The sequence below is a fragment of the Streptomyces sp. V4I2 genome (assembly GCF_030817655.1).
GTDB lineage: Bacteria > Actinomycetota > Actinomycetes > Streptomycetales > Streptomycetaceae > Streptomyces > Streptomyces plumbiresistens.
This window is the reverse complement of record NZ_JAUSZM010000003.1, coordinates 4,790,677-4,812,100: the sequence shown is the minus strand read 5'-3', so window position 1 is coordinate 4,812,100 and position 21,424 is coordinate 4,790,677. Positions and strand designations below refer to the sequence as shown.

13 protein-coding genes and 5 pseudogenes are annotated in these 21,424 nt (G+C 68.8%); 12 read left to right on the top strand and 6 right to left on the bottom strand.

The window, feature by feature from the left end; genetic code table 11:
• Window positions 1-411 precede the first annotated feature (411 nt).
• Window positions 412-684 (top strand): hypothetical protein, encoded by a 273-nt coding sequence (locus QFZ76_RS22595; protein ID WP_307675452.1) that lies wholly within the window; start codon window positions 412-414, stop codon window positions 682-684.
• 164 nt (window positions 685-848) lie between these two features.
• On the opposite strand, the gene QFZ76_RS22590 is transcribed toward QFZ76_RS22595, so the two are convergent.
• The gene (locus tag QFZ76_RS22590; RefSeq protein ID WP_307675451.1) at window positions 849-1,292 is read right to left on the bottom strand and encodes a hypothetical protein; all 444 of its coding nucleotides are present in this window, start codon (window positions 1,290-1,292) and stop codon (window positions 849-851) included.
• 296 nt (window positions 1,293-1,588) lie between these two features.
• Here QFZ76_RS22590 and QFZ76_RS22585 point away from each other — a divergent pair.
• Window positions 1,589-1,732, top strand: a pseudogene (locus QFZ76_RS22585) (PQQ-binding-like beta-propeller repeat protein); the annotation flags it as partial.
• Between the two features lie 158 nt (window positions 1,733-1,890).
• Here the strand turns inward: QFZ76_RS22585 and QFZ76_RS22580 are convergent.
• Together QFZ76_RS22580 and QFZ76_RS51795 are read right to left on the bottom strand one after the other, a co-directional pair.
• Window positions 1,891-2,235, bottom strand: coding sequence for a hypothetical protein (locus tag QFZ76_RS22580; protein WP_307675449.1), 345 nt, complete (start codon window positions 2,233-2,235; stop codon window positions 1,891-1,893).
• Window positions 2,232-2,351 (bottom strand): winged helix-turn-helix domain-containing protein, encoded by a 120-nt coding sequence (locus QFZ76_RS51795; protein ID WP_373464531.1) that lies wholly within the window; start codon window positions 2,349-2,351, stop codon window positions 2,232-2,234. The genes QFZ76_RS22580 and QFZ76_RS51795 overlap by 4 nt, the downstream gene beginning before the upstream one ends.
• A 433-nt stretch (window positions 2,352-2,784) precedes the next feature.
• Here QFZ76_RS51795 and QFZ76_RS22575 point away from each other — a divergent pair, with 433 nt between their 5' ends.
• The gene (locus QFZ76_RS22575; RefSeq protein ID WP_307675448.1) at window positions 2,785-4,227 is read left to right on the top strand and encodes a non-reducing end alpha-L-arabinofuranosidase family hydrolase; all 1,443 of its coding nucleotides are present in this window, start codon (window positions 2,785-2,787) and stop codon (window positions 4,225-4,227) included.
• Between the two features lie 239 nt (window positions 4,228-4,466).
• On the opposite strand, the gene QFZ76_RS22570 is transcribed toward QFZ76_RS22575, so the two are convergent.
• A protein-coding gene (locus QFZ76_RS22570; protein ID WP_307675447.1) for an IS3 family transposase occupies window positions 4,467-5,632 on the bottom strand; the annotation gives its coding sequence in 2 pieces (ribosomal slippage) (window positions 4,467-5,368 and window positions 5,368-5,632; 1,167 coding nt in all).
• A gap of 62 nt (window positions 5,633-5,694) precedes the next feature.
• Here QFZ76_RS22570 and QFZ76_RS22565 point away from each other — a divergent pair.
• From QFZ76_RS22565 to QFZ76_RS22555, 3 genes and pseudogenes are all read left to right on the top strand, one after another.
• Window positions 5,695-6,276, top strand: a pseudogene (locus QFZ76_RS22565) (IS701 family transposase); the annotation flags it as partial.
• 634 nt (window positions 6,277-6,910) lie between these two features.
• Window positions 6,911-8,464, top strand: coding sequence for a group II intron reverse transcriptase/maturase (ltrA, locus tag QFZ76_RS22560; RefSeq protein ID WP_307671996.1), 1,554 nt, complete (start codon window positions 6,911-6,913; stop codon window positions 8,462-8,464).
• Between the two features lie 74 nt (window positions 8,465-8,538).
• Window positions 8,539-8,733, top strand: a pseudogene (locus QFZ76_RS22555) (IS701 family transposase); the annotation flags it as partial.
• A gap of 162 nt (window positions 8,734-8,895) precedes the next feature.
• On the opposite strand, the pseudogene QFZ76_RS22550 reads toward QFZ76_RS22555, so the two are convergent.
• Window positions 8,896-10,408 (bottom strand): annotated as a pseudogene (locus QFZ76_RS22550) (glycoside hydrolase family 43 protein).
• Window positions 10,409-10,447: 39 nt separating this feature from the next.
• On the bottom strand, window positions 10,448-13,297 hold the full coding sequence (locus QFZ76_RS22545; RefSeq protein WP_307675446.1) for a glycoside hydrolase family 3 protein: 2,850 nt from the start codon (window positions 13,295-13,297) through the stop codon (window positions 10,448-10,450).
• A 336-nt stretch (window positions 13,298-13,633) separates the two neighbouring features.
• Between QFZ76_RS22545 and QFZ76_RS22540 the strand changes: the two genes are divergently transcribed.
• The 6 genes and pseudogenes from QFZ76_RS22540 to QFZ76_RS22515 all read left to right on the top strand — a co-directional run bounded on the left by QFZ76_RS22540 (window position 13,634) and on the right by QFZ76_RS22515 (window position 21,402).
• Window positions 13,634-15,307, top strand: coding sequence for a Tat pathway signal sequence domain protein (locus QFZ76_RS22540; protein ID WP_307675445.1), 1,674 nt, complete (start codon window positions 13,634-13,636; stop codon window positions 15,305-15,307).
• A 36-nt stretch (window positions 15,308-15,343) separates the two neighbouring features.
• A complete protein-coding gene (locus QFZ76_RS22535; protein WP_307675444.1) occupies window positions 15,344-16,360 on the top strand; it encodes a sugar ABC transporter permease in 1,017 nt (338 codons plus the stop codon).
• The gene (locus QFZ76_RS22530; protein WP_307675443.1) at window positions 16,357-17,313 is read left to right on the top strand and encodes a carbohydrate ABC transporter permease; all 957 of its coding nucleotides are present in this window, start codon (window positions 16,357-16,359) and stop codon (window positions 17,311-17,313) included. The genes QFZ76_RS22535 and QFZ76_RS22530 overlap by 4 nt, the downstream gene beginning before the upstream one ends.
• 5 nt (window positions 17,314-17,318) lie before the next feature.
• Window positions 17,319-18,362, top strand: a pseudogene (locus tag QFZ76_RS22525) (LacI family DNA-binding transcriptional regulator).
• Window positions 18,359-20,344 carry a beta-galactosidase gene (locus QFZ76_RS22520; protein ID WP_307675442.1) on the top strand — a complete coding sequence of 662 codons (1,986 nt, stop codon included), beginning with the start codon at window positions 18,359-18,361 and terminating at the stop codon, window positions 20,342-20,344. The pseudogene QFZ76_RS22525 and the gene QFZ76_RS22520 overlap by 4 nt, the downstream one beginning before the upstream one ends.
• Window positions 20,345-20,397: 53 nt before the next feature.
• Entirely contained in the window at window positions 20,398-21,402 is a 1,005-nt protein-coding gene (locus QFZ76_RS22515) for an acetylxylan esterase (protein WP_307675441.1), read from the top strand.
• Window positions 21,403-21,424 lie beyond the last annotated feature (22 nt).

Sequence of the window (21,424 nt, the reverse complement as noted above, 5' to 3'; positions counted from 1 at the left end):
AGTACGGCGAGCACGCACAGGATCAGGGATCTGTGGCGTCTGGCGGGGGGCTGCTCTGACATCTTTGGCATGCGGGACCGTCCCTGTCCGTAATTTCGAACGTGGTTCGTGAATTCGGTCAGAAGATAAGCGGGGGCCATGGGTCCGTCAACGTTTTCGTCACGCGCGCTTTACCTGCGCGAATCCGTTCCGCGTACCAGGCCGCGACGGAGCCGCTCACCGGCCGGCTCTCACGACAGCCTGATGGAGCAGTCCGGTGTGCTCCTCAAGCACCAGTTTCAAGGCGGGAGTTGAAGGGGTGCGTGCAAGAGGCGTTCATCGACGCCGAGTACATCGCGGAACCGGCGGTGGCCGCCCTCACGGAGGACGGCCACGCCGGACGGTGCTACCGAGCTCGACGGCCCCAGGCTGATGACCTTCGGCGACGCGGTGTTGGACATTGCCCGGGCCGTCGGCCGCGACATCCGTTACGTGCCGCTGACCCCGGAGGCGTACGCCGACGAGCAGCGCGCCCAGGGCGTGCCCGAGGAGTGGGTGCGGTTGTCGGTCGGCCTGTACGAGCATGTCCGCTCCGGCTCTCTCGCCTCCCTCGGTGACGGCGTGCGGCGCTCGCTGGGCCGGGCTCCCCGGGACTTCGCCGACTACGCGCGGGCCGCCGCCCGGCAGGGCGCCTGGACCGGCTGACGGCCGGCGCCCCGGGCTCCCCCCAACCCTCGACTTGTGGCCCACCTCGACCCTGGGGTCAGCCCTGGAGGAGGGCGCGGCCGAGCCAGTCGGAGTGGTCGCGGACGCCGGGCAGGGCAAAGAAGTATCCGCCGCCCTGCGCACCCATCCCCTCAGTGGTGCGGCTACCGGTGCGCACCGGGTGCGGAGCGAACCGCGTGAGCTACCACCAGGCGCTCATCGCGCATCGTCTCCAGGGTGTCGGCGGTGTCCGCGTGGTCGGGGTCCGGGATGACGTTCACCGCGAACCGGATGATGCTGCGGGAGATGCCCAGCACCGCCGTGCTGGGGGAGTTCCGCGCCCAGTCCCGCAGCGCGGACAGCAGAACGCACCCGACCTCGTCCAGCGCTAAGGAGTCCGCACACGGGTCGGCCTCCCCGTCCACGGCCGTGACGGGCCAGACGATGTCCTCGGCCAGCCGCAGCAGGACGAGCGCCAGCTCCGGGTCCGCTTCCGCCCGCCCGGCGACGGGGGCGACGCTGCCCATCTGCAGCGCCTGGAGGTAGTCGAAGCCCCGCTCCACCTGCCCGGGCGTCAGCGGCGTACGGGACGGGATCAGGTACGGCATGGAGGTCTCCTCAACTGTCGGTCGCCGCGGGGATCACGACGACTCCCAGCAGGTTCGGACGGTCGCCCTGTGGACAGAGGCCAGAGCTTTCTCCTGCTCCACCGGATGGGGCGAACCGGACTGCAAGGGCCAAACCCGATCCCCTTGTCCACCGTGGTCGGCCCGACCATGACCCCTTGTCCAGGTCCGCTACCGCCCCGACCACCGCCACGTTTCCCCTTGTCCACGCCCGCTACCGGCCACGGTCAGACCGCGGACAAGGGGGTCCCGTGCACGCTGCTCCCTCGATCACTGCCCGCCTGCGGTGGAAGCTCGCGACGGGCGGGGAGATCACCGGATCCCCGGTGGTCAAGGACGGCGTGGTCTACGCGTGCAGCAAGGACCGCTGGGTGTACGCGCTGGACGCGGAGAAGGGGACGGGGACGGCCCGCACGAGCTGAGGGCGGGGCGCGTGGGCGTCCCGCCCGGGTCCACGGCGTGGAGCGCGGCTCGGGCGCCCGGGTCGACGGGCGCGGGGCGGGTTCCCGCGCCCTACAGCAGGCACCGTTGCAGTACTACTGAACTTTTCGTAAGTCCGGTGGGTGTGGTGGGTGGATGGTCAGGCCGTGCGAGTGAGGAAGGACCATGACAGTTGTGGGTTGCGGTTGATGCGGTGGATGCCTTGCTCGGTGGCGTCGGCGACATCGGCGAGGTGGTCGCGGGCGAGGTTCACGAATTCACCTTTCTTGAGTGAGAACAACTGCAGCTCCACCGGGTTGAGCTCGGGAGCGTAGTCGGGTAATCGCTCCACAGTGAGCCAGTCCTGGCCGGCGACCCACGCCCGCTTCCAGTTCAGCCGGTGCCGCAGCGGGGTCCGACCTCTAGGCGCGTAGGTGCGGCGGACCTGAGGCAGCAAGGGGACGCCTGATTCGTCGAGGAAGACGATCCAGGCACGTGTGCTCACCGCCCCTTTTTGATCCGCGGCCACTCGTGCGCGATCCAGCGGGCGATCTCTGACTCGTCCCTCTCGACCGCCCGCCGCTCAGGCCGCTGCAGACTCCATCCGAGACGGCCGGTCAGCCCAGGTCGAGACCGTCCGGGCCGCGTTGGAGAGAGAAGCCCAAGCCCATGGCGTCGTCCAGCTTGGGCGGACGACCGGTAGCCGCACGCCGCCGCAAGGCCTGGTCGGGCACCGAGTCGAGCCAGAGGCTCGGGTGAGCGACCTGGTCGGGGTCCGTAATGATCACTAAGCCCCGCCCGTACCGCTATCTAATGCTCACGCCGAAGACCCGTACAACCACGGGACTTGAAAGCGCCTGGTTTCAGCCTGCGAACGTTTCTGCCCGCGAATTTTGCGCAAGGTATTGACGTTGATCACCGGAACCTTAGTATCCAGTTGCTCGACACTTCGACCCACGTTCGTCATATCGAACACTCGAGTCGCACCACACCGCCTCCGGACAGCTTCTGACGGGCCAACCGGAGCCGCTTGCTCAAGGATGACGAGGTCCTTATGCGCAGACGTAGTTTCCGTCTCAGACGCCCGTCTGCGGTGCTCGCCGCCGTGGTTGCGGCTCTGGCCGCGTTGGCGGCGCTGCTCGCCGCCGGCCCGGCTCAGGCGGCCACCACCAGTGACGTGCGCGGTGTTGATTCCGGCCGGTGCCTCGATGTGTCGGGCTTCAGCCAGACCGACGGCGCGAACGTGCAGATCTGGGACTGCCACGGTGGAATCAACCAGCAGTGGACGTTGACGGACAGCAGCCAGCTGACCGTGTACGGCAACAAGTGCCTGGACGTCCGGGGCGGCGCCACCACGGCCGGGACCCCGGTGCAGATCTGGACGTGCAACGGCAGTGACAACCAGCAGTGGCGGGTGAACCCCGACGGCACGATCGTCGGCGTGCGGTCCGGGCTGTGCCTGGAAGCCGCGGGCTGGGGCAAGACCAACGGCACAGGAGTGCAGATCTGGTCGTGCCACGGCGGCACCAACCAGAAGTGGACCGGCCTGTCAGGGGCGAACAACGTGTGTGCTCTTCCGTCGACGTACCGCTGGACATCGACCGGCCCGCTGGCGGAGCCGAAGGCGGGGTGGGCCTCGCTCAAGGACTTCACCAGCGTCGTCTACAACGGCAAGCACATCGTCTATGCCACGACGCACAACACCCTCGCCGGTGACGAGGGGCGCTGGGGACTGACGACCTTCAGCCCTTTCACGAACTGGTCCGACATGGCCACCGCAACCCAGAACACGATTCCCTTCGACGGCATCGCGCCGACGCTGTTCTACTTCGCCCCGAAGAACCTCTGGGTGCTTGCCTACAACGGGGGTTGGCCCTACAGCTTCTCCTACCGCACCTCGAGTGACCCCACCAACCCCAATGGCTGGGGCCCGCAGCAGGAGCTGTTCACGGGCACCCTCCCGAAGGGCGGCCCCCTCGACGTGACCCTCATCGGCGACGACACGAACATGTACATGTTCTTCGCCAACGACGAGGGCGACATCTACCGCGCCAGCATGCCCATCGGCAACTTCCCGGGCACCTTCGGCTCGGTCACGAAGATCATGAGCGACACGCCGCTCAACCTGTTCGAGGCGCCGGAGGTCTACAAGGTCCAGGGTCAGAACCAGTACCTCATGATCGTCGAGGCCCAGAACTACACAGGATATGGCCGCTACTTCCGCGCGTTCACCGCCACCAGCCTGGACGGCACGTGGACACCGCAGGCCGGGGCCGACACTGTGACCAGCCCCTTCGCCGGCAGCGCCAGCAGCGGCGCGACGGCCTGGACCAGGGACATCAGCCACGGCGATCTGGTTCGCACCAACCCCGACCAGACCAAGACCATCGACCCCTGCAACCTGCAGTTCCTCTACCAGGGGCGCGACCCCAGCACCGACGGCGGGGACTACGGCCTCCTGCCCTACCGGCCAGGGGTACTGACACTGCAGCGCTAGCCGGTGGCATGACACAGGTCCGGCTCCGGTGTTCCTGACGTTCGCGGGCAACCCACGCACGCCGAACCGGGCCCGGAGCCCGACTGAACCATGCCTCGACACCCCGTCAGGCCCTACCCGCCCGACAACGCCCACTCGTGGCCGGCCAGTGCTTTCACTGCGAGGAGGCCGGGCGGCAAGCACGTCGCATACGTGGACATTGAGCTGCCCCGAGTTTCGTAGAGTCCGGTGATCTTGTTTCAGGCGGACTGCGGGACTCGTTCCTGGCTCTGCCAGAAGTCGCGTTCGTACTCGGCTGGTGGCACGTAGTCGAGCGCGGAGTGCAGGCGTTCTTCGTTGTACCAGGTGATCCACTGGAAGATCGCCCGCTCGACCTGGGCGGGGTCCTTCCAGGGGCCCTGCATCTCGATCAGCTCGGCCTTGAAAGTGCCGTTCAGTGCCTCGGCCATGGCATTGTCGTACGAGTCCGCGACGGAACCGACCGATGCGGAGGCGCCGATGTCCGCGAGCCGGTCGGTGTATCGAATCGACACAATGAGGCCGGAGTCCTTCTTGGTTCTTCGGCGCCACAGCGCCATCTCCAGGGCGTCCAGGGGCAGTTCGGTCCGCATGTGGTCGGCGACCTGCCAGCCGACGATCATCCGCGAGTACACGTCCAGCACGAACGCCACATATGCCCATCCCGACCACGTGCGGACATACGTCATGTCAGCCACCCACAGCTGATCGGGCCGCGCCGCGGTGAAGTTGCGGTCCACCAGGTCCGGCGGACGGGGCGCCGACGGCTCTGGGATCGTGGTGCGGCGCCGTCGGCCACGGATCACGCCCTCCAGACCGCGTTCGGCCATGAGCCGCTCGACGGTGCAGCGGGCCACCTCGACACCCTTGCGCCGCAGCGCGCGGGTGATCCGGCGGGCCCCATACGTGCCGCCGGAGTCGGCGTGGACCTGCTCGATCACCGGCAAGAGCTGTTCGTCGCGGAGCCGGCGGGCCGACTTCGGCCGCTTCTTGCGGGCGAAGTATGTTGACGGCGACAGCTCCAGCACCCGGCAGACGGGATCGACCCCAAGACCGTTCGCACGCAGATGGTCGATCACCTGCTCGGCCTCGTCCGGGGACGGTCGATCTCCTGGGCAAAAAACACCGAGGCGGCTTTGAGGATCTCGTTGGCCCGCCTCAACTCCGCTACTTCTTTGCGGAGTTGTTTGAACTCGTCGTGCTCGGCGGTGGTCAGCCGGTCGTCGCGTTCGCCATGGTCGGCCTCTGCCTGACGGACCCAGCCGCGCAGGGCCTCCTTGTGGATGCCGAGGTCCTTCGCGACGTGCGCGATCGGGCGGCCGGTGGCGCGGACCTCGCGGACCGCCCGCTCACGCAATTCATCGGGGTATTTACGGGGTGCTGGCATGGTGCTGGTGGATCTCCTTCGCCAGGACCGTAACCCTGGCATCAGGGACTCCACAAATCTCCGCTTACGCCACCGGCCGCGGACGCACTCTGATCGACCGCCGTCTGTATCTGCCCACCTCCTGGACGGACGACCGCGACCGCTGCCGACGGGCCGGCATCGACGACCACGTCGCCTTCGAGACGAAGGTGGCCATGGCCAAGGCGATGGTCCGCCGGGCCATCGCCGACAAGGTCCCGTTCAGCTGGGTGACGGCGGACGCCGCCTACGGCTACAGCAAGGGCTGGCGGTTCGAGCTGGAGCAGGCGGACGTCTTCCACGTCATGGCCACCACACGGCACGACACGGTCGTCACCCGCTGGTCCATCGACCACCCCGTCCACGACCTGTTCCCCGGCCTGCCCCGGCAGAAGTGGAAACGCCGCTCCTGCGGTGAAGGAGCCCACGGCCGGCGGATCTACGACTGGGCCCGCGTCGAGGTGAGGCCCTGGCACCGCGAGGACCGCCGGCACTGGGTCCTCGCCCGCCGCAGCGTCAGCAGGCCCGAGGAGATCTCCTACTACATCGCCTACTGTCCCGCCGACACGACGCTGGACGAGCTGATCCGCATCGCCGGCAGCCGATGGGCAGTCGAGGAATGCTTCGTGCGACACGAGGCTGCTTGAGCTGAGTGAACTCACTGAGAGGAGGTTCCGTTGAGGAACGTGTAGTTCCGGGCCAGTGTTCAGGGCCTGTCCCCGCCCCGGCGTGCGTTCCTGGTAACGGGAGGGTGCGAAGCCCGGGGGAAAAGCCCAAGGACTCCCGTTCCATCCGGGAGTTACAGGCAAGGGGAATGAGTGGACGGGTGAATGCGAATGAACCCTTGGCTATGCCTCGTAACTTCGACCCCCGCCGATGGGATGTCTAAGCGGGGTACAGGACTGGTCGTTGAGAAGCGGCAGGCGCCGGCTGGAGAGAAGCAGTCAGCCGGGAGAACACCGCCGTCCCGGGGTAGAGAGGGCACCCACCCCACTCGCATCTCGCTCATGCAGAACGTGGAAACCCCGCAAGGGTCCCATTACACGAGTGATGGGTAGGCCGACCGCAAGGAAGGCTCAAATCCCCGTCGGGAACAGGATGACCCAAGAAGCGAATGCCGGTGGCCGAAAGGCAGCAGGAAACCGGGACAGCTCAACTGGCCACTCCGGCCGGTTGTCCCGCATAACTGGCCGGATAAGGTCCAGGTGACCCGGCCCGAAAGGGTGCCGACGTGGGTCAGGTGAGCCTGCGAAGAGGACGATGAAAAGGACGACGGAACTGAAGGACACGTTAGACGCCGTGCCGCCGAGCGGCCCGGTGAACGGACCGGAAGACGAACTACTCGACTGGCATGCGATCGACTGGGATGCCGCCGAGGAGAACGTACGTCGTCTGCGCCAGCGCATCTTCGCGGCGTCGCAGGCAGGGGACCTGAAGAGGGTCCGCAACTTGCAGAAACTGATGCTCCGCAGCCGCAGTAACACGCTGATCAGCGTGCGACGAGTGACGGAGATCAACGCTGGCCGCCGGACGGCGGGCATCGACGGCAGAGTCGTGCTCACAAACCCGGGAAAAGCCGAACTGGCCGCCTGGGTCCAGCACAGCTCAACTCCGTGGAAGCCCAAGCCCGCCCGGCGCGTCTACATTCCGAAGAGCAACGGGAAGCGGCGTCCCCTCGGCATTCCAGTCATCATTGACAGAGTCCTGCAAGCCAAGACAGTCAACGCGCTGGAACCCGAATGGGAAGCCCGGTTCGAGCCGAAGTCCTATGGGTTCAGACCGGGCAGGGGATGTCAGGATGCGATCCAGGCGATATTCACGGTCGCGCACGGGAAGACCCCGAAGCGGAAGTGGGTACTGGATGCAGACCTGGCAGCGGCATTCGACCGCATCGATCACGGTCACCTCATCGAGATGCTGGGCACTTTTCCTGCGACGGGAATGGTCACCCGATGGCTGAAAGCCGGAGTCATCGAGAAGGAGTGCTTCACCGCGACCGAGGAAGGAACACCTCAAGGCGGCGTGATCAGCCCCCTCCTGCTCAACATTGCTCTTCATGGAATGGAAGAGGCTGCCGGAGTCCGCTATTTCACCGGCGGATCACACGCCGGTGAAACAAGACCGGGCTCACCGGTGCTGATCAGATACGCCGACGACCTGCTTGCCTTCGCTCATTCCAGAGCCGAGGCCGAGCAGATCCAGGCGCGACTGGCCACCTGGCTGAAACCCAGAGGTTTGGTCTTCAACGAGGACAAGACGAGCATCGTCCACCTCAACGAGGGCTGCGATTTCCTGGGCTTCAACATCCGCCGCTACCGCGGCGGGACGGTGCTTCTGATCAAGCCCAGCACGGCAGCCGTGCGACGCATCCGGAAACGGCTGGCCGTCGAGGTCAAGGCCCTGCGAGGGGCCAATGCCGAAGCGGTGATCCATAAGCTCAACCCGATCATCCGGGGCTGGGCTGCCTATTACCGGAGCGCGGTGTCCAGCCGCATCTTCCATGCCCTGGACGCCTACGTGTGGAAGCTCATCTACAAGTGGGCAACCCACACACACCCGAACAAGCCGAAGCACTGGGTCACCGCCCGCTACTTCGGCATGTTCAACAAGGCCAGGCGAGACCGGTGGGTCTTCGGCGACCGCAACAGCGGCCGCTACCTTGCCAAGTTCTCCTGGACGAAGATCGTCCGGCATCAGATGGTCAAGGGCACGTCGTCAGTGGACGACCCAGCCCTTGCCGACTACTGGGCCGAACGACGTCACAAGCACAAGCCAGCACCTGCATACGCCTGCGAGCCATCAGGGCTTGCTTGAGCCGTGTGCTCGGACAACGGGCCCGCACGGTTCTGAGGGGGGACCGCCGCAGCAATGCGGCGGTCCTACCCGACCAGACGGCCAAGCAGGAATGCGGCCTGGACGACTACCAGGTCCGCCGCTACCCCGGCTGGCACCGCCACATGACCCTGGCCATGGCCGCCCACGCCTGTCTCACCGTCCTGCGAGCCCGACAGCTGGACACCGGCAAAGCAGAAACGGATCCTCCCAGCTCATCCACCTCAGCCTCGCCGAAATCCGACGCCTGATCCACCGCCTCACCGACCGCCGGCCAACGCCGGTCGACCACATCCTGCACTGGTCAACCTGGCGCCGACGACGCCAGCAGCAAGCCCGCATCAGCCACTACAAACGACGCGGACACAGCCCCTGAAAACTGCCCAGCACTCAGAACAAGCACCGTTGCAGTACTAGCGAACCAGGGGTGCGTAGTCGAACCAGTCGAAGTGGGCGGTCCCGGTGGCGGCGTAGAGGCTGATGACGCGTCCGGTGAAGCCGCCGGCGACCTCGGTGGAGAGGTAGCGGCCGTCCAGGGTGGCCAGCTCAGTCGCCGTTCCGTCGGCGGACTCGAAGCCGAAGACCAGGGAGTCCGGGCCGGTGCGCGCGCCGTGCGGCTCGGGGGCGGGTCCGGTGCGGACGAAGAGGGTCACCGGGCCTGCCGGGAGGGTGTGTTCGGCGGTGACGGTGCGCAGCGAGCCGATCCTGGCGATGACCGAGAGCCGGCCCCCGGGGGCCGACTCGATGCTGTAGTGGTGGAACTCGTCCAGGCGCACGGCGAGCCCCCCGCTGCCCTCGGCCGTATCGATCAGGGTGCGGGCACGGAAGGCGAGGTGCTGCTGGCGGCGGCCCAGCAGGACCACGTCGGGCTCGTCCAGGGAGGCGCCGCGGGCGCGCAGGGTCAGCCAGCTGTCGCGCTCCTTGGTGCTGACCAGCTCGGTGGGCCGGTCGCGCAGGGAGATCCAGTGGTGTGCCAGGTCGCCGGGCTCGAAGTCGTCCCGCTCCGGCTCGGGGGTGGGGGCCGCCACCGGCCAGGGCAGCTCGGCGCGCTCCACGCCGACCTCGCCGATCACGGGCCAGCCGTCCTCCCAGTTGACCGGGGCCAGGAAGGTCTCGCGGCCGAGTACGTGCCAGCCGGGGGTGCCGCCCTGGGGCCGGACGGCCAGCAGCAGCATCCACCAGCTGCCGTCGGGCGCCTGCACCAGGTCGGCGTGGCCTGTGTTCTGGACCGGCTTGTCGGTGCCGCGGTGAGTGAGGATCGGGTTGGCCGGGCACGGCTCGAAGGGGCCGCTGGGGGAGGGGCCGCGGGCGATGGAGACGCTGTGGCCGCGTTCGGTGCCGCCCTCGGCGAGCATCAGGTACCAGTGGTCGCCGATGCGGTAGAGGTGCGGCGCCTCGGGCGCGATGGAGCCGGGGGTGCCGGACCAGACGGGGTAGGGCTCGCCGAGGATTTCACCGGTAGAGGGCTCGAGGCGGACCTGGGCGACCCCGGCGTAGGTGCACCAGCAGGTGCCGTCCTCGTCCCAGGCGAGGTCGGGGTCGATGCCGGGGACGCCGGGGACGCGGACGGGATCGGACCAGGGTCCTGCCGGGTCGGTCGCGGTGTAGACCATGTTGCCGCCGCGCGGAGGCGACATTGGTGACGATCAGCCAGAAGCGACCGTCGTGGTGGCGCAGGGTAGGGGCGTAGAGGCCGCCGGAGGAGGGGGTGTCCGGAGGGAGGTCGAGCTGGCTGGGGCGGTCCAGGGCATTGCCGATCTGGGTCCAGTTGACCAGGTCGCGGCTGTGGAAGACGGGCAGGCCGGGGAAGTACTCGAAGCTGGAGCAGACGAGGTAGTAGTCCTCGCCGACCCGGCAGACGCTGGGGTCGGGATGGAAGCCCGGGATCACCGGGCTGGTGGCGGAGGGGACGGCGGAAGCGGTCATCGGTGTGAAGTCCTTGGCGGCGTGGTGGGTGGGTGCTGTTCAGGGCGCGAACGTCAGCGTGGCGAGGCGCTGTTCACCAGTCAGTACGACCGTCAGCTCGCCGACCGTGCCGTGCTGGTGGCTCAGGGCGGCGCTGACGGTGGTCCAGGTGTACCGGTCGCCGGTCGAGTCCACCGGCAGTGCAGCGAGCAGCAGTCCGTCCGCGTAGACGTCCAGGTCGGCCGGGCCGGGCGCGGTGCGGGAGACCTCGGCGGTCAGCGTGGCCGCGCCGGTGAGGTCCACGTTGCGGAATACCAGCCGCGCGGCCTGGTTCGCGGCAGGCGTCACCGCGTCCCCGTCGGTGCGGCCGGCGTCGACGATGACGACGTCGCGGTAGTCGTCGAAGTCCACGGCACGCAGTGGCCGGCCGACGACCCGGCGGGGAGCGGGAGCCGGTCCGTCCACGGTGAACCGGGCGGTGAGCACGGGGTCGGCGGCGCTGCGGGCGACGAGCAGTTCGTAGCGGCCGGGGTCCACCGTGAAGGCGCCGGTGGCGACGTCCCAGTGGGCCAGTGCCTGCTCGACGGGCAGCCGAAACTCCAGCTCCGTCCACTCGCCGGCCGCCAGCCGGACCTTGCGGAAGTCGGCGAGGCGCAGCAGTGGCGCCTCGTAGCGTGCGTCCAGCGCGCGGACGTAGAGCTGGACGGTCTCCATTCCGGCCCGCTCGCCCCGGTTGCCCAGGGAGACCCGGGCCGTGACCGTTCCGTCCTGGGGCAGGCGGTCAGCGTCGAGGGCGAGTCGGGAGTAGCTGAAGTCGGCGTAGGAGAGCCCGTGGCCGAAGGGGTAGAGGGCGGGGGTGCGGTGGTACTGGTAGGTCCAGCCAGCCTTGATGATGTCGTAGTCGAGGCGCTCGGGCAGTTCGTCCTCGCCCTGGTACCAGGTCTGCGGGAGGCGGCCTGACGCGTCGGCATCCCCGCGCAGCACGCGGGCGAGGGCGCGGCCGGTCTCCTGGCCGGCGTGCGAGGTCCACAGGATGGCAGGGACGTGCCCGGCTGCCCAGTCCAGCGCGTAGGGGTAGCTGGACATGACGACCAGGACGGTGTCCGGCTGGGCGGCGAGGACCGCGCGCAGCAGGCGGTCCTGGTTCGGCGGGAGGTTCAGTCCGGCCCGGTCCTGGGTCTCCCGGCCGTTGATGTGCGGGTCGTTGCCCAGGACGACGACCGCGGTGTCCGCCGCGGCTGCGGCGGTGACGGCCTCGGCGACGCCGTCACGGACGACGGTGCGGGTGAGGACTGCCGCCACCGCCGGCGACTCTCCGGACATGGTGACGGCGCCGGTGGCGGCGTGGACCTGCGCGTACCGGCCGGTGAGGACGCTCCGCAGCAACTCGCCCCCGTCGCCGTCGGGTTCGAGCCGGAAGGTCTCGTGGACGTCCCACTCGCCGGGCTGGTCCCGGTCGGCGGCTACCCGGCGGTCGGCGTCGCGCAGGGAGGCGTAGCGGCCGGTGGCGGCCGAGCGCAGGGTGAGCACCCCGAGATCCCAGTCGAAGAGGTCGAACTGTGCGGACGGGTCGCTGTCCTGGGCTTCCGCCACGGTCAGCAGTCCGTCGGGGCCTGCGGCGGTCAGCGCCCGGCCGTCCGCGGTGCGCAGCACGATCCGGTCCACGCCCTCCACGCCCTGGACGCCGAGGCCGTCGGCGACGGTGATCCGGTAGGGGTGGCTGCCGCTGTACCAGTCCTCGAACAGGGTGCAGGCCAGTGGGCCGACGACGGCGACCCGGCGGTCGGCGGGCAGTGGGAGCAGCCCCTCGTTCTTCAGCAGCACCACGGATTCGGTGGCCGCGCGCAGAGCGAGCTCCTGGTGGGCGGGGGAGTTGACGACCTCCCAGCCGATGCCGGCGTAGGGGTCGTGCTCTGGGTCGAACTCGCCCAGGCGGAAGCGGATCGACAGCTGGCGGCGCACGGCCAGGTCCACGTCGTCCATGGTGAGCAGGCCGCGTTCGAGGGCTTCGGTGATGCGGCCCACGGTGACGGAGGAGTCCTCGCCGTGGTCGGTGAAGGAGTCGATGCCGGCCCTGAGGGCGGCAGCGTGCGACTCCGCGTGGTCCTCGTAGTAGTGCTCGGGGTCGACCAGGTTGGACGGGGCCTCGGCGTCGCTGACCACGAACAGCTCGTGCCCGGTGGGCTCGGCCCAGCGCCGCAGCTGCTGCCCGATCAGCGGACTGACGTGGCAGGGACGGCCGTTGACCAGGTTGTAGGCAGCCATGACGCCGGTGGCGGCCCCGGTGGCGATGGCGAGCCTGAAGGCGGCCAGGTCGTACTCGTGCAGCACCCGGGGGCGCAGCCCGGAGGAGGTGGTGCAGCGGTCGTCCTCGTTGTTGTAGCCGAGGAAGTGCTTGAGGACGGGGGCGGTGCGCAGATGCTCCGGGTCGTCGCCGGACATGCCCCGGCAGAACGCTTCGCCGAGCCGGGCGGAGTGCGCGGGGTCCTCGGAGTAGCCCTCCTCGTTGCGTCCCCAGCGGGGGTCGCGCAGCAGGTTCACCACGGGGGCCCAGCCCTGCAGGCTGTTGCGGCCGGTGCCGACGGCCGGCGGGCGGTGGTGGTGGAAGGCGCGCTGTTCGACCGAGACGGCCTCCGCGACCTCGCGGACCAGGTCCTCGTCCCAGCTCGCGCCGAGGCCCACGGCCTGCGGGAAGGTGGTGGCCTCGCCCAGCCAGGCGACGCCGTGCAGGGTCTCGGTGCCGGTGCGGAACTCGCCGACTCCCAGCCGGGGGATCGCCGGGGAGTACTGGTGCAGCATGGCGATCCGCTCCTCGTCCGTGAGCTGGGAGAGCAGCTCGTCGACGCGCTGGGCCAGAGGCAGCCCGGGATCGCGGAAATGGGGCGTGGCGGACACGGCGGCAGTGCTCACAGGTGAGGGTCCCTCGCTGAACGGGGCAGTTGGGCCGACAGGCGCGGTCGCGCGACCTTGCCGGTGGTGAAGCCCTTCGACGCTGGCAGGTGATCACAACAGAGTCAAGAGAAAGTTTCGTTGATAGATGCCAGAAACTTTAAGTTGTCGTTTCTCTGCGCATGCCTTGTCCTCCGGAGAAAGTGGCGCTTAACATCTCGGCAACTTTGAAGCGCTTCGAAGGCTTCCGGCGGATCGGCCGTCAGTTCCCCAAGGGTCCGGCTGCACTACAGCACATCTGCACAACGCTCAACTCCCCACCTCACCCTCGAAGGGCAGCCCAGCATGAGCATCGCCATGAGTCGTAGAACTTTCGTGAACGGCGCGGTCGCTGTGGCGGGAGCAGCCGCCCTGTCCCCGGTGCTCTCCGCCTGCGGCGGGGGCAAGTCCTCCAGCAGCAAGGGCGGCGCCAACAGCAAGACCGGTCTGGCTTCGGTGCTTCCCGCCTACGTGGCGAGCACTGCGGTCAAGCCGGACATCCCCACGGTGACCGGGGCCGCAGGTTCCTTCACCGACCCGGGCTACCTGACCTACCCGGCCCACCCGGTCGCCACCGTCTCCGGTATACCGGGCAAGGGCGGCAGCTACACCGCGGTGACCCCCATGTGGGACGCCCTCCCGCCGGCGGGCAACTCGTTCTACCAGGCCATGAACAAGGCGCTGGGCATCAACCTCACCATGAAGCCGGCGAACGGCAACGACTACCAGACCATCATCCCGACGATGACCGCGGCGAAGAAGCTGCCGGACTGGATCAACCTGCCCAGCTGGTGGAACAACAACTTCAACATGGGTGGGCTGGTCGGGACCCAGCTGGCGGACCTCACGCCCTACCTGGCCGGGGAGAAGATCAAGAAGTACCCCAACCTGGCGGCGATCCCGACCCTCGCCTGGCAGGTCAGCGCCTGGGAGGACAAGATCTACGGCATTCCCACCTTCGCCAGCGGGATGCCGCTGTCCGGATCGGTGTTCTACCGCCGGGACATCCTGGAGGCCAAGGGGATCACCGCCGACCAGGTCAAGTCCGCCGAGGACTACATGAACCTGGGCAAGGAGCTGACCGACGCCAAGGGCGGAGTCTGGGCGTTCGGCGAGGTCTGGACCTCCCTGTACCAGGCATGGGGGCTCCCGGACAAATACAAGGTGGTGGACGGCAAGCTGGTCCACTTCTACGAGATGCCCGAAATGCTGGAGGCCCTCGACTGGCACTACCGGCTGGCCAAGGCGGGATACGTGCACCCTGACGCGCTGGCCAACAACACCAACAACGCCAGCACCCGCTTCTACGCGGGCAAGGCCCTGATCCAGGGTGGCGGCACCGGGGACTGGAGCCTCAGTGACTACCAGTCCGGAACCGCCGCGAACAAGAACTACCGCCGGGACGCCTTCAACATCATCGCGGCCGACGGCAAGTCCGACCCGCAGATCTTCCTCGGGGCCTCCACCAGCATGCTGAGCTACTTCAACGCCAAGCTCTCCGGTGACCAGATCCAGGAACTGCTCGCGGTCGCCGACTACCTGTCCGCCCCCTTCGGCTCGGCCGAGTACACGATGGCCAACTACGGCGTCGAGGGCGTCCACTACACCCTGCAGAACGGTCTGCCCACGTACACCGCCGAGGGCAAGAAGACCGCTCTGCCGAAGACCTTCCCGTTCCTGGGCGCGGGTCCCTCGGTGGTGTTCAATCCGGGCGCCGAACAGGTCACCCGCGACTCCCTCGCCTGGTGCACTGCTGCGAGCAAGCACGCCTACAAGCCGGTCTTCTACGGCATGAACATCACCCTGCCGGCGCGCTTCAGCACCATCGCCAACGCCCAGTCCGTCCAGGACACCATCAAGGACGTCACCCACGGCCTGAAGAAGGTCTCCGACTACCAGGCAGTACTGGCCAGTTGGAAGAGCAGCGGCGGCGACCGGCTCAAGGCGTGGTACCAGACCGAGATCCTCGACAAGCTCGGCACGGGTCAGTAGTCCGCACCAGCAGGCGGCGCCACGCAAGGAGGAACCGTGACCGTGACATCCACCATCAAACCCAAGAAGACCCAGGGGAGCCGCAGAGCCGAGCGAGCGGCCGGCGCGCGGAGCGGCCGGGCGGACAAGAGCCTCCCGGGGACCAGGATGACCTGGCGGATCCGGCTGCGCCGGGACAAGTCACTGATCATCATGACCCTCCCGGTCGTGGCGCTGCTGCTGGTCTTCAACTACGCGCCGCTGTTCGGCCTGATCACCGCCTTCGAGTACTACGACCCGCTGGTCGGGGTGATGCACAGCGACTGGGCCGGTCTCGACCAGTTCCAGCAGCTGTTCAACGACCCGGTGTTCTGGGAGGCGCTGCGCAACACCGTGTGGCTGAGCTTCGTCCAGCTGGTCCTCTTCTTCCCGGTTCCGGTCGCCCTCGCACTGATGCTCAACTCGGTGATGAGCCCCCGGATCCGCAACTTCATCCAGTCCGTGGTCTATCTGCCGCACTTCTTCTCCTGGGTGCTGGCCATCACCGTCTTCCAGCAGATGCTCGGCGGGGCCGGCGTGCTCAACCACCTGCTCGCCCAGCACAATCTGGGCAGCTGGGACATCATGACCAACCCGCACACCTTCGCGCTGCTGATCTCCGGCCAGGCGGTGTGGAAGGAAGCGGGCTGGGGGATCATCGTCTTCCTCGCCGCGCTCGCCGCGGTGGACCAGAACCTCTACGAGGCCGCCGCGGTGGACGGCGCGGGCCGGTGGCGGCGGATGTGGCACATCACCCTGCCCGGCATGCGCGGCGTCATCGTGCTGATGCTGGTCCTGCGGCTCGGCAACGCGCTCAGCGTCGGCTTCGAGCAGTTCCTGATCCAGCGCAACGCCGTCGGTCACGACACCGCCGACGTCCTGGACACCTTCTCCTTCTACTACGGCATCGCCACCAACAACTACAGCTACGGCGCGGCGGCCGGACTGTTCAAGAGCGTGATCTCGCTCCTGCTGATCTGGGGAGCCAACCGGCTCGCACACGCCTTCGGTGAGGACGGGTTGTACCGCAAATGAGCCAGACACTCAGTGACACCCCGACCCCGGCTCTGACGCTCCGTCCTGACCGGCACCCCAACCGCCCGGTGTGGGAGGAACCGCCCACGGCCGTCGGGCAGGGCCTCAAGGGCGGCGTGCTGCTGCTGGTGCTCGCAGCGGTCCTGGTGCCGCTGTGGATCGTCGTGGTCACCAGCTTCTCCACCCCCGGTGCCATCAACCGGGCCGGCGGCCTGGTCATCTGGCCCGACGGGCTGACGGTGGCCGCCTACCACCAGATGCTCGTCGATGGGCCGGTCACCCGGGCCATCCTGGTCAGCCTGGGCATCACCGTCGTCGGCACCCTGCTCTCCATGGTGGTCTCGGTGCTGTGCGCCTACGGGCTGTCCCGCTCCCGTTCCTTCGGTCACCGCGCCATCCTGCTGGTGCTTGTCATCACCATGTTCGTCGGCGGCGGCCTCATCCCCACCTACCTGGTCGTCACCGCCCTCGGCGGCTACGGACAGTACTGGGCGCTTATCCTGCCCAGTTCGGTCTCCGTCTTCAACATCCTGGTGCTGCGCTCCTTCTATTCCGGGACCGCCTCCGACCTCATCGACGCCGCCCGCATGGACGGCTGCACCGAGTGGCGCATCCTGTGGTCGATCGTGCTGCCGACCTCCCGCGCGGTCACCGCGGTGGTGGCGCTCTTCTACGCGGTGGGCTACTGGAACTCCTTCTTCAACGTGATGCTCTACATGCCGACCGACAGCACCAAGTGGCCACTGCAGTACGTGCTGCTCCAGTACGTCAGCAACGGGATGACCATGCCGGGCGCCACCAACGGCGGCTTCGGCTCCCTGCACACCCAGACCGCGCCGCTCTCTCTGCAGATGGCGGTGGTGGTGCTGACCCTGGTGCCGATCCTGATGGTCTACCCCTTCATGCAGAAGCACTTCAAGACCGGCATGCTCACCGGCGCGATCAAGGGCTGACCGGCATGGTGACACTGGCCCAAGTGGCCGAGGCGGCAGGCGTCTCCCCGAGCACCGTGAGCTACGTCCTCAGTGGCAAGCGGGCGATCTCCGCACCGACGAGGACCAGAGTGGAGGCGACGATCGCCCGGCCTCGGCTACCACCCCAACGCCGGGGCCAGGGTGCTGGCCGGAAGACGCTCGCACATCCTCGCGCTGGTGGTGCCACTGCGCACGGACATCTACGTCCCGGTGATGATGGAGATCGCCATCGCGGTCACCACGGCGGCACGAGGCTTCGGCTACGACGTCCTGCTGCTGACCAGTGACGAGGGCTCGGCGGGGGTGCGCAGGGTGGCTGGCAGCGGGCTGGCCGACGGAGTGATCCTGATGGACGTTCAGCTCGACGACCCCCGCATCGACGTCCTGCGCGAGACCGGGGCGCCGGCGGCCCTGATCGGGCTGCCCGGCGACCCCAGCGGACTCGCCTGCGCGGACTACGACTTCGCGTACGCGGGTGCGCTCTGCGTCGAGCACCTGGCCGAGCTGGGGCATCGGGACGTCGCCTTCATCGGCTACGCGCCGGCGGTCCACCAGCGCCACTCCGGCTGTGCGGAACGGACACTGGGCGGCTTCCAGGCGGCGGCGGACCGGCTCGGCCTGCGGGTGCTGCACCGTCCCTGCGAGGGCACCTTCGAATCTGTGGCCGGGGTGGTCAGCCGGATCCTGGCCGACCGTCCCGACACCACCGGATTCGTCGTCCAGAACGAGGGCGCGATCCAGCCGCTGCTGTCACTGCTGCGGGCCTCCGGGCGGGTCGTCCCCGAGGACGTCTCCGTGGTGGCGCTATGCCCGGAGCCCCTGGCCGAGCAGTGCTCACCGCGGTCACCGGTCCGGCCGGGGAGCTCGGCGAACTCGCCGTGGAACCGATCGCCGACCGGCTGGCCGGGCGGCCCACGGAGGAGTTCACCCTGCTCGCGCCGGTCCTGACGCGCCGTGAGAGCACCGGTCCGGCGCCGCGCACGTATCCCGCGGCTGGCCTCGCCCCTACCCGAAAGAGTGTGAAGTGAGCACCAGCAGACTCACCGCCCGGCTGGGCGGCCTCGCCTTCGGCGGCGACTACAACCCGGAGCAGTGGGACCAGGAGACCTGGAAGGAGGACGACGCCCTGATGAGCCGGGCGCGGGTCAACCTCGCCACCCTCGGCGTCTTCTCCTGGGCGCTACTGGAACCCGAGGAGGGCCGGTACGAGTTCGCCTGGCTGGACCAGCAGCTCGACCGGCTGCACAGCTACGGCGTCGCCGTGGACCTGGCCACCCCCACTGCCTCCCCGCCGCCCTGGTTCACCCTGGCGCACCCGGATGCGATGCCGATCACCGCCGAGGGAGCCGGGCTCGTCCACGGCAGCCGGGACACCTACTGCCTGGCCGCTCCCGCCTACCGGCGGGCCGCGCGCGGGATCGCCACCGCCCTGGCCGCCCGCTACGGCGAGCACCCGGCGGTCGCCTTGTGGCATGTCCACAACGAGTACGCCGCGATCTGCTACTGCGACCACGCCGCCGCCGGCTTCCGGCGCTGGCTCCGCGAGCGCCACGGCAGCCTGGATGCCGTCAACGCGGCCTGGGGGACCGCCTTCTGGAGCCAGCGCTACGGCAGCTGGGAGGAGATCCTGCCGCCCCGGGCCACCCAGTGGCACCACAATCCGGGCCAGGTGCTCGACTTCCGCCGCTACTGGTCCGACGAGGCCCTCGCCGCCTACAGCGAGCAATGTGACGCCATTCGCGTCCACAGTGAACTGCCGGTCACCACCAATCTGATGCTGCCCGGCTACCAGAACCTGGACCTGTGGGCCTTCGGCCGTGAGCTGGACTTCGTCAGCATCGACCACTACCCGATCGCGCCGGGCGTGGACGCCGCCGCCGACACCGCCTTCGGCGGCGACCGGGCGCGTTCCTTCGGCGGCGGAAAGCCCTGGCTGCTGATGGAGCAGGGCACCTCCACGGTGTACGGGGAGAACGCCACCCTGCCCAAGGAGCCGGGCGAGATCCTGCGGCACTCGGTGCAGCACCTGGCCCACGGCGCTGACGGCGCGCTGTTCTTCCAGTGGCGCCAGTCCAGCTCGGGGGCCGAGATCTGGCACTCGGCGATGGTCCCGCACGCCGGGGCGGACTCGCGGATCTTCCGCGAGGTCTGCGAAACCGGGGAGGTGGTCGCGCGACTGGCCGAGCTGGCCGGCTCCAAGGTCGTCGCCGAGGCCGCCGTGCTGCACGACACCGACTCCTGGTGGGGGCTCGAGAGCCAGGGGCTGCCGTCGAAGGATCTCGATTACCCCGGCACTCTGCGCCGCGCCCACCGTGCTCTGTGGGACGCCGGCGTCACCGCGGACTTCGCCCACCCGGAGGCCGAGCTGTCGGCGTACCGGCTGGTCATGGCGCCCGCGCTGCACCTGCTCTCCGACGCCGCGGCCGAGAACCTGCGCGGCTACGTCGAGCAGGGCGGCACTCTGCTGGTGCAGTACTTCAGCGGCGTCGTCGACGAGAACTACCGGGCCAGGACCGGCGGTTACCCGGCCGAGCCGCTGGGCGAGGCGCTGGGCATCCGGGTCGAGGAGCACCGCCCGCTGGCGGCGGGGGCGGTGCTGAGGCTGTCCGACGGCATGGCGGCAGGCGCCTGGAGCGAGTACCTCCGCACCGAGGGCGCGGACACCGTCGCCGCCTACGCCGACGGACGCCCCGCACTGACCCGTGCCGCCTACGGCGAGGGCGCCGGCTGGTACCTCTCCACCCGGCTGGACGATGCCGGCTACTCCGCACTGGTGCGCCGCCTGCTATCCGAAGCCGAGGTCCGACCCCTCGTGCCCGGCCTGCCGCCCGGCGTGGAGGCGGTCCGCCGCAGCGCCGACGACGGCCGCTCCTGGCTCTTCCTGCTCAACCACGGCCGTGAGCCCTGGCATGTCCCGGTCGTCGGCTGGGAGCTGTTGACGGATCGTCAGGCAGCGGATGGGGGCGTGACATTGTCCCCCGGAGGCGTTGCCGTGCTCCGGCTGCCGTGAAGCGCAGCGGCTCACACCGGCCCACCCCCGATCCAGGACGTGAGGAACACGACATGCCCCTGACTGACCTCGGCCCCGAAGACCTGGTCGGCTACCGTCCGAAGTCGCCCGCCCCCGACGACTTCGACCCCTTCTGGCAGCGCACCCTCGCCGAGGCCCGCGCCCAGGGCGGCGCGGTGAAGACCGAGCGGGTCACCGAGCAGTACGGACTGCGCACCGTCGAGGTCGACGACGTGCGCTTCCCCGGCTGGAACGGTGAGCCGGTCGCCGCCTGGCTGCTGCGCCCGTGCGGGGTAGAGGGCCCGCTGCCCGTCGTCGTCACCTACCAGGGCTACAGCGGCGGCCGCGGACTGCCCACCGAGCACCTGTTCTGGTCGGCTGCCGGGTACGCCCAGCTGGTCGTCGACACCCGAGGTCAGGGCCACGACACCCCGGACCGGGGGATGGGCGACGGCACCCAGTGGTCCGAGGGCTTCATGACCAGGGGCATCGACTCGCCCGAGAACTACTACTACCGGCGGCTGATGACCGACTGTGTGCGCGCGGTGGACGCGGTCGCCGAGCTTCCCGGGATCGACGGCGGCCGGATCATCGTGGCCGGCGGCAGCCAGGGCGGCGGACTCTCCCTCGCCGTGGCCGGCCTGATGACTGATCACATCGCTGCTGTACTCCCTGACGTGCCCTTCCTGTGCCACTTCCGCCAGGGGGCCCGGATCGCCTTCGAGGGGCCCTACCAGGAGCTCGTCAAGTACCTGCGCTGGCACAGCCGGCACAAGGTGCAGCCGACCTTTGCCACCCTCGACTACTTCGACGGCGTGTATTTCGCCCAGCGGGCCACCGCCCCCGCGCTGTTCAGCGTCGGCCTGATGGACCCCATCTGCCCGCCGTCCACCGTCTACGCCGCCTTCAACCACTACGCAGGCGTGGACCGCACCATCACCGTCTGGCCGTTCGCCGACCACGGCGGCGGCTACGGCTCCACCCCCGGGATCCAACTGGCCTGGCTGCGCGAGCGCGGCCTGGCGCCCGGCACCACCCGAGAGGACGTACCCCAGTGACGCACGGCACAGCGCAGACGAT

What these genes read in the sequence shown, in the direction of transcription:
- QFZ76_RS22575 (WP_307675448.1), top strand. Translation starts at nt 2,785, where the DNA reads ATGCGCAGACGTAGTTTCCGTCTCAGACGCCCGTCTGCGGTGCTCGCC.
- QFZ76_RS22515 (WP_307675441.1), top strand. Translation starts at nt 20,398, where the DNA reads ATGCCCCTGACTGACCTCGGCCCCGAAGACCTGGTCGGCTACCGTCCG.
- QFZ76_RS22590 (WP_307675451.1), bottom strand. Translation starts at nt 1,292, where the DNA reads ATGCCGTACCTGATCCCGTCCCGTACGCCGCTGACGCCCGGGCAGGTG.
- QFZ76_RS22540 (WP_307675445.1), top strand. Translation starts at nt 13,634, where the DNA reads ATGAGTCGTAGAACTTTCGTGAACGGCGCGGTCGCTGTGGCGGGAGCA.
- QFZ76_RS22595 (WP_307675452.1), top strand. Translation starts at nt 412, where the DNA reads ATGACCTTCGGCGACGCGGTGTTGGACATTGCCCGGGCCGTCGGCCGC.
- ltrA (WP_307671996.1), top strand. Translation starts at nt 6,911, where the DNA reads ATGAAAAGGACGACGGAACTGAAGGACACGTTAGACGCCGTGCCGCCG.
- QFZ76_RS22530 (WP_307675443.1), top strand. Translation starts at nt 16,357, where the DNA reads ATGAGCCAGACACTCAGTGACACCCCGACCCCGGCTCTGACGCTCCGT.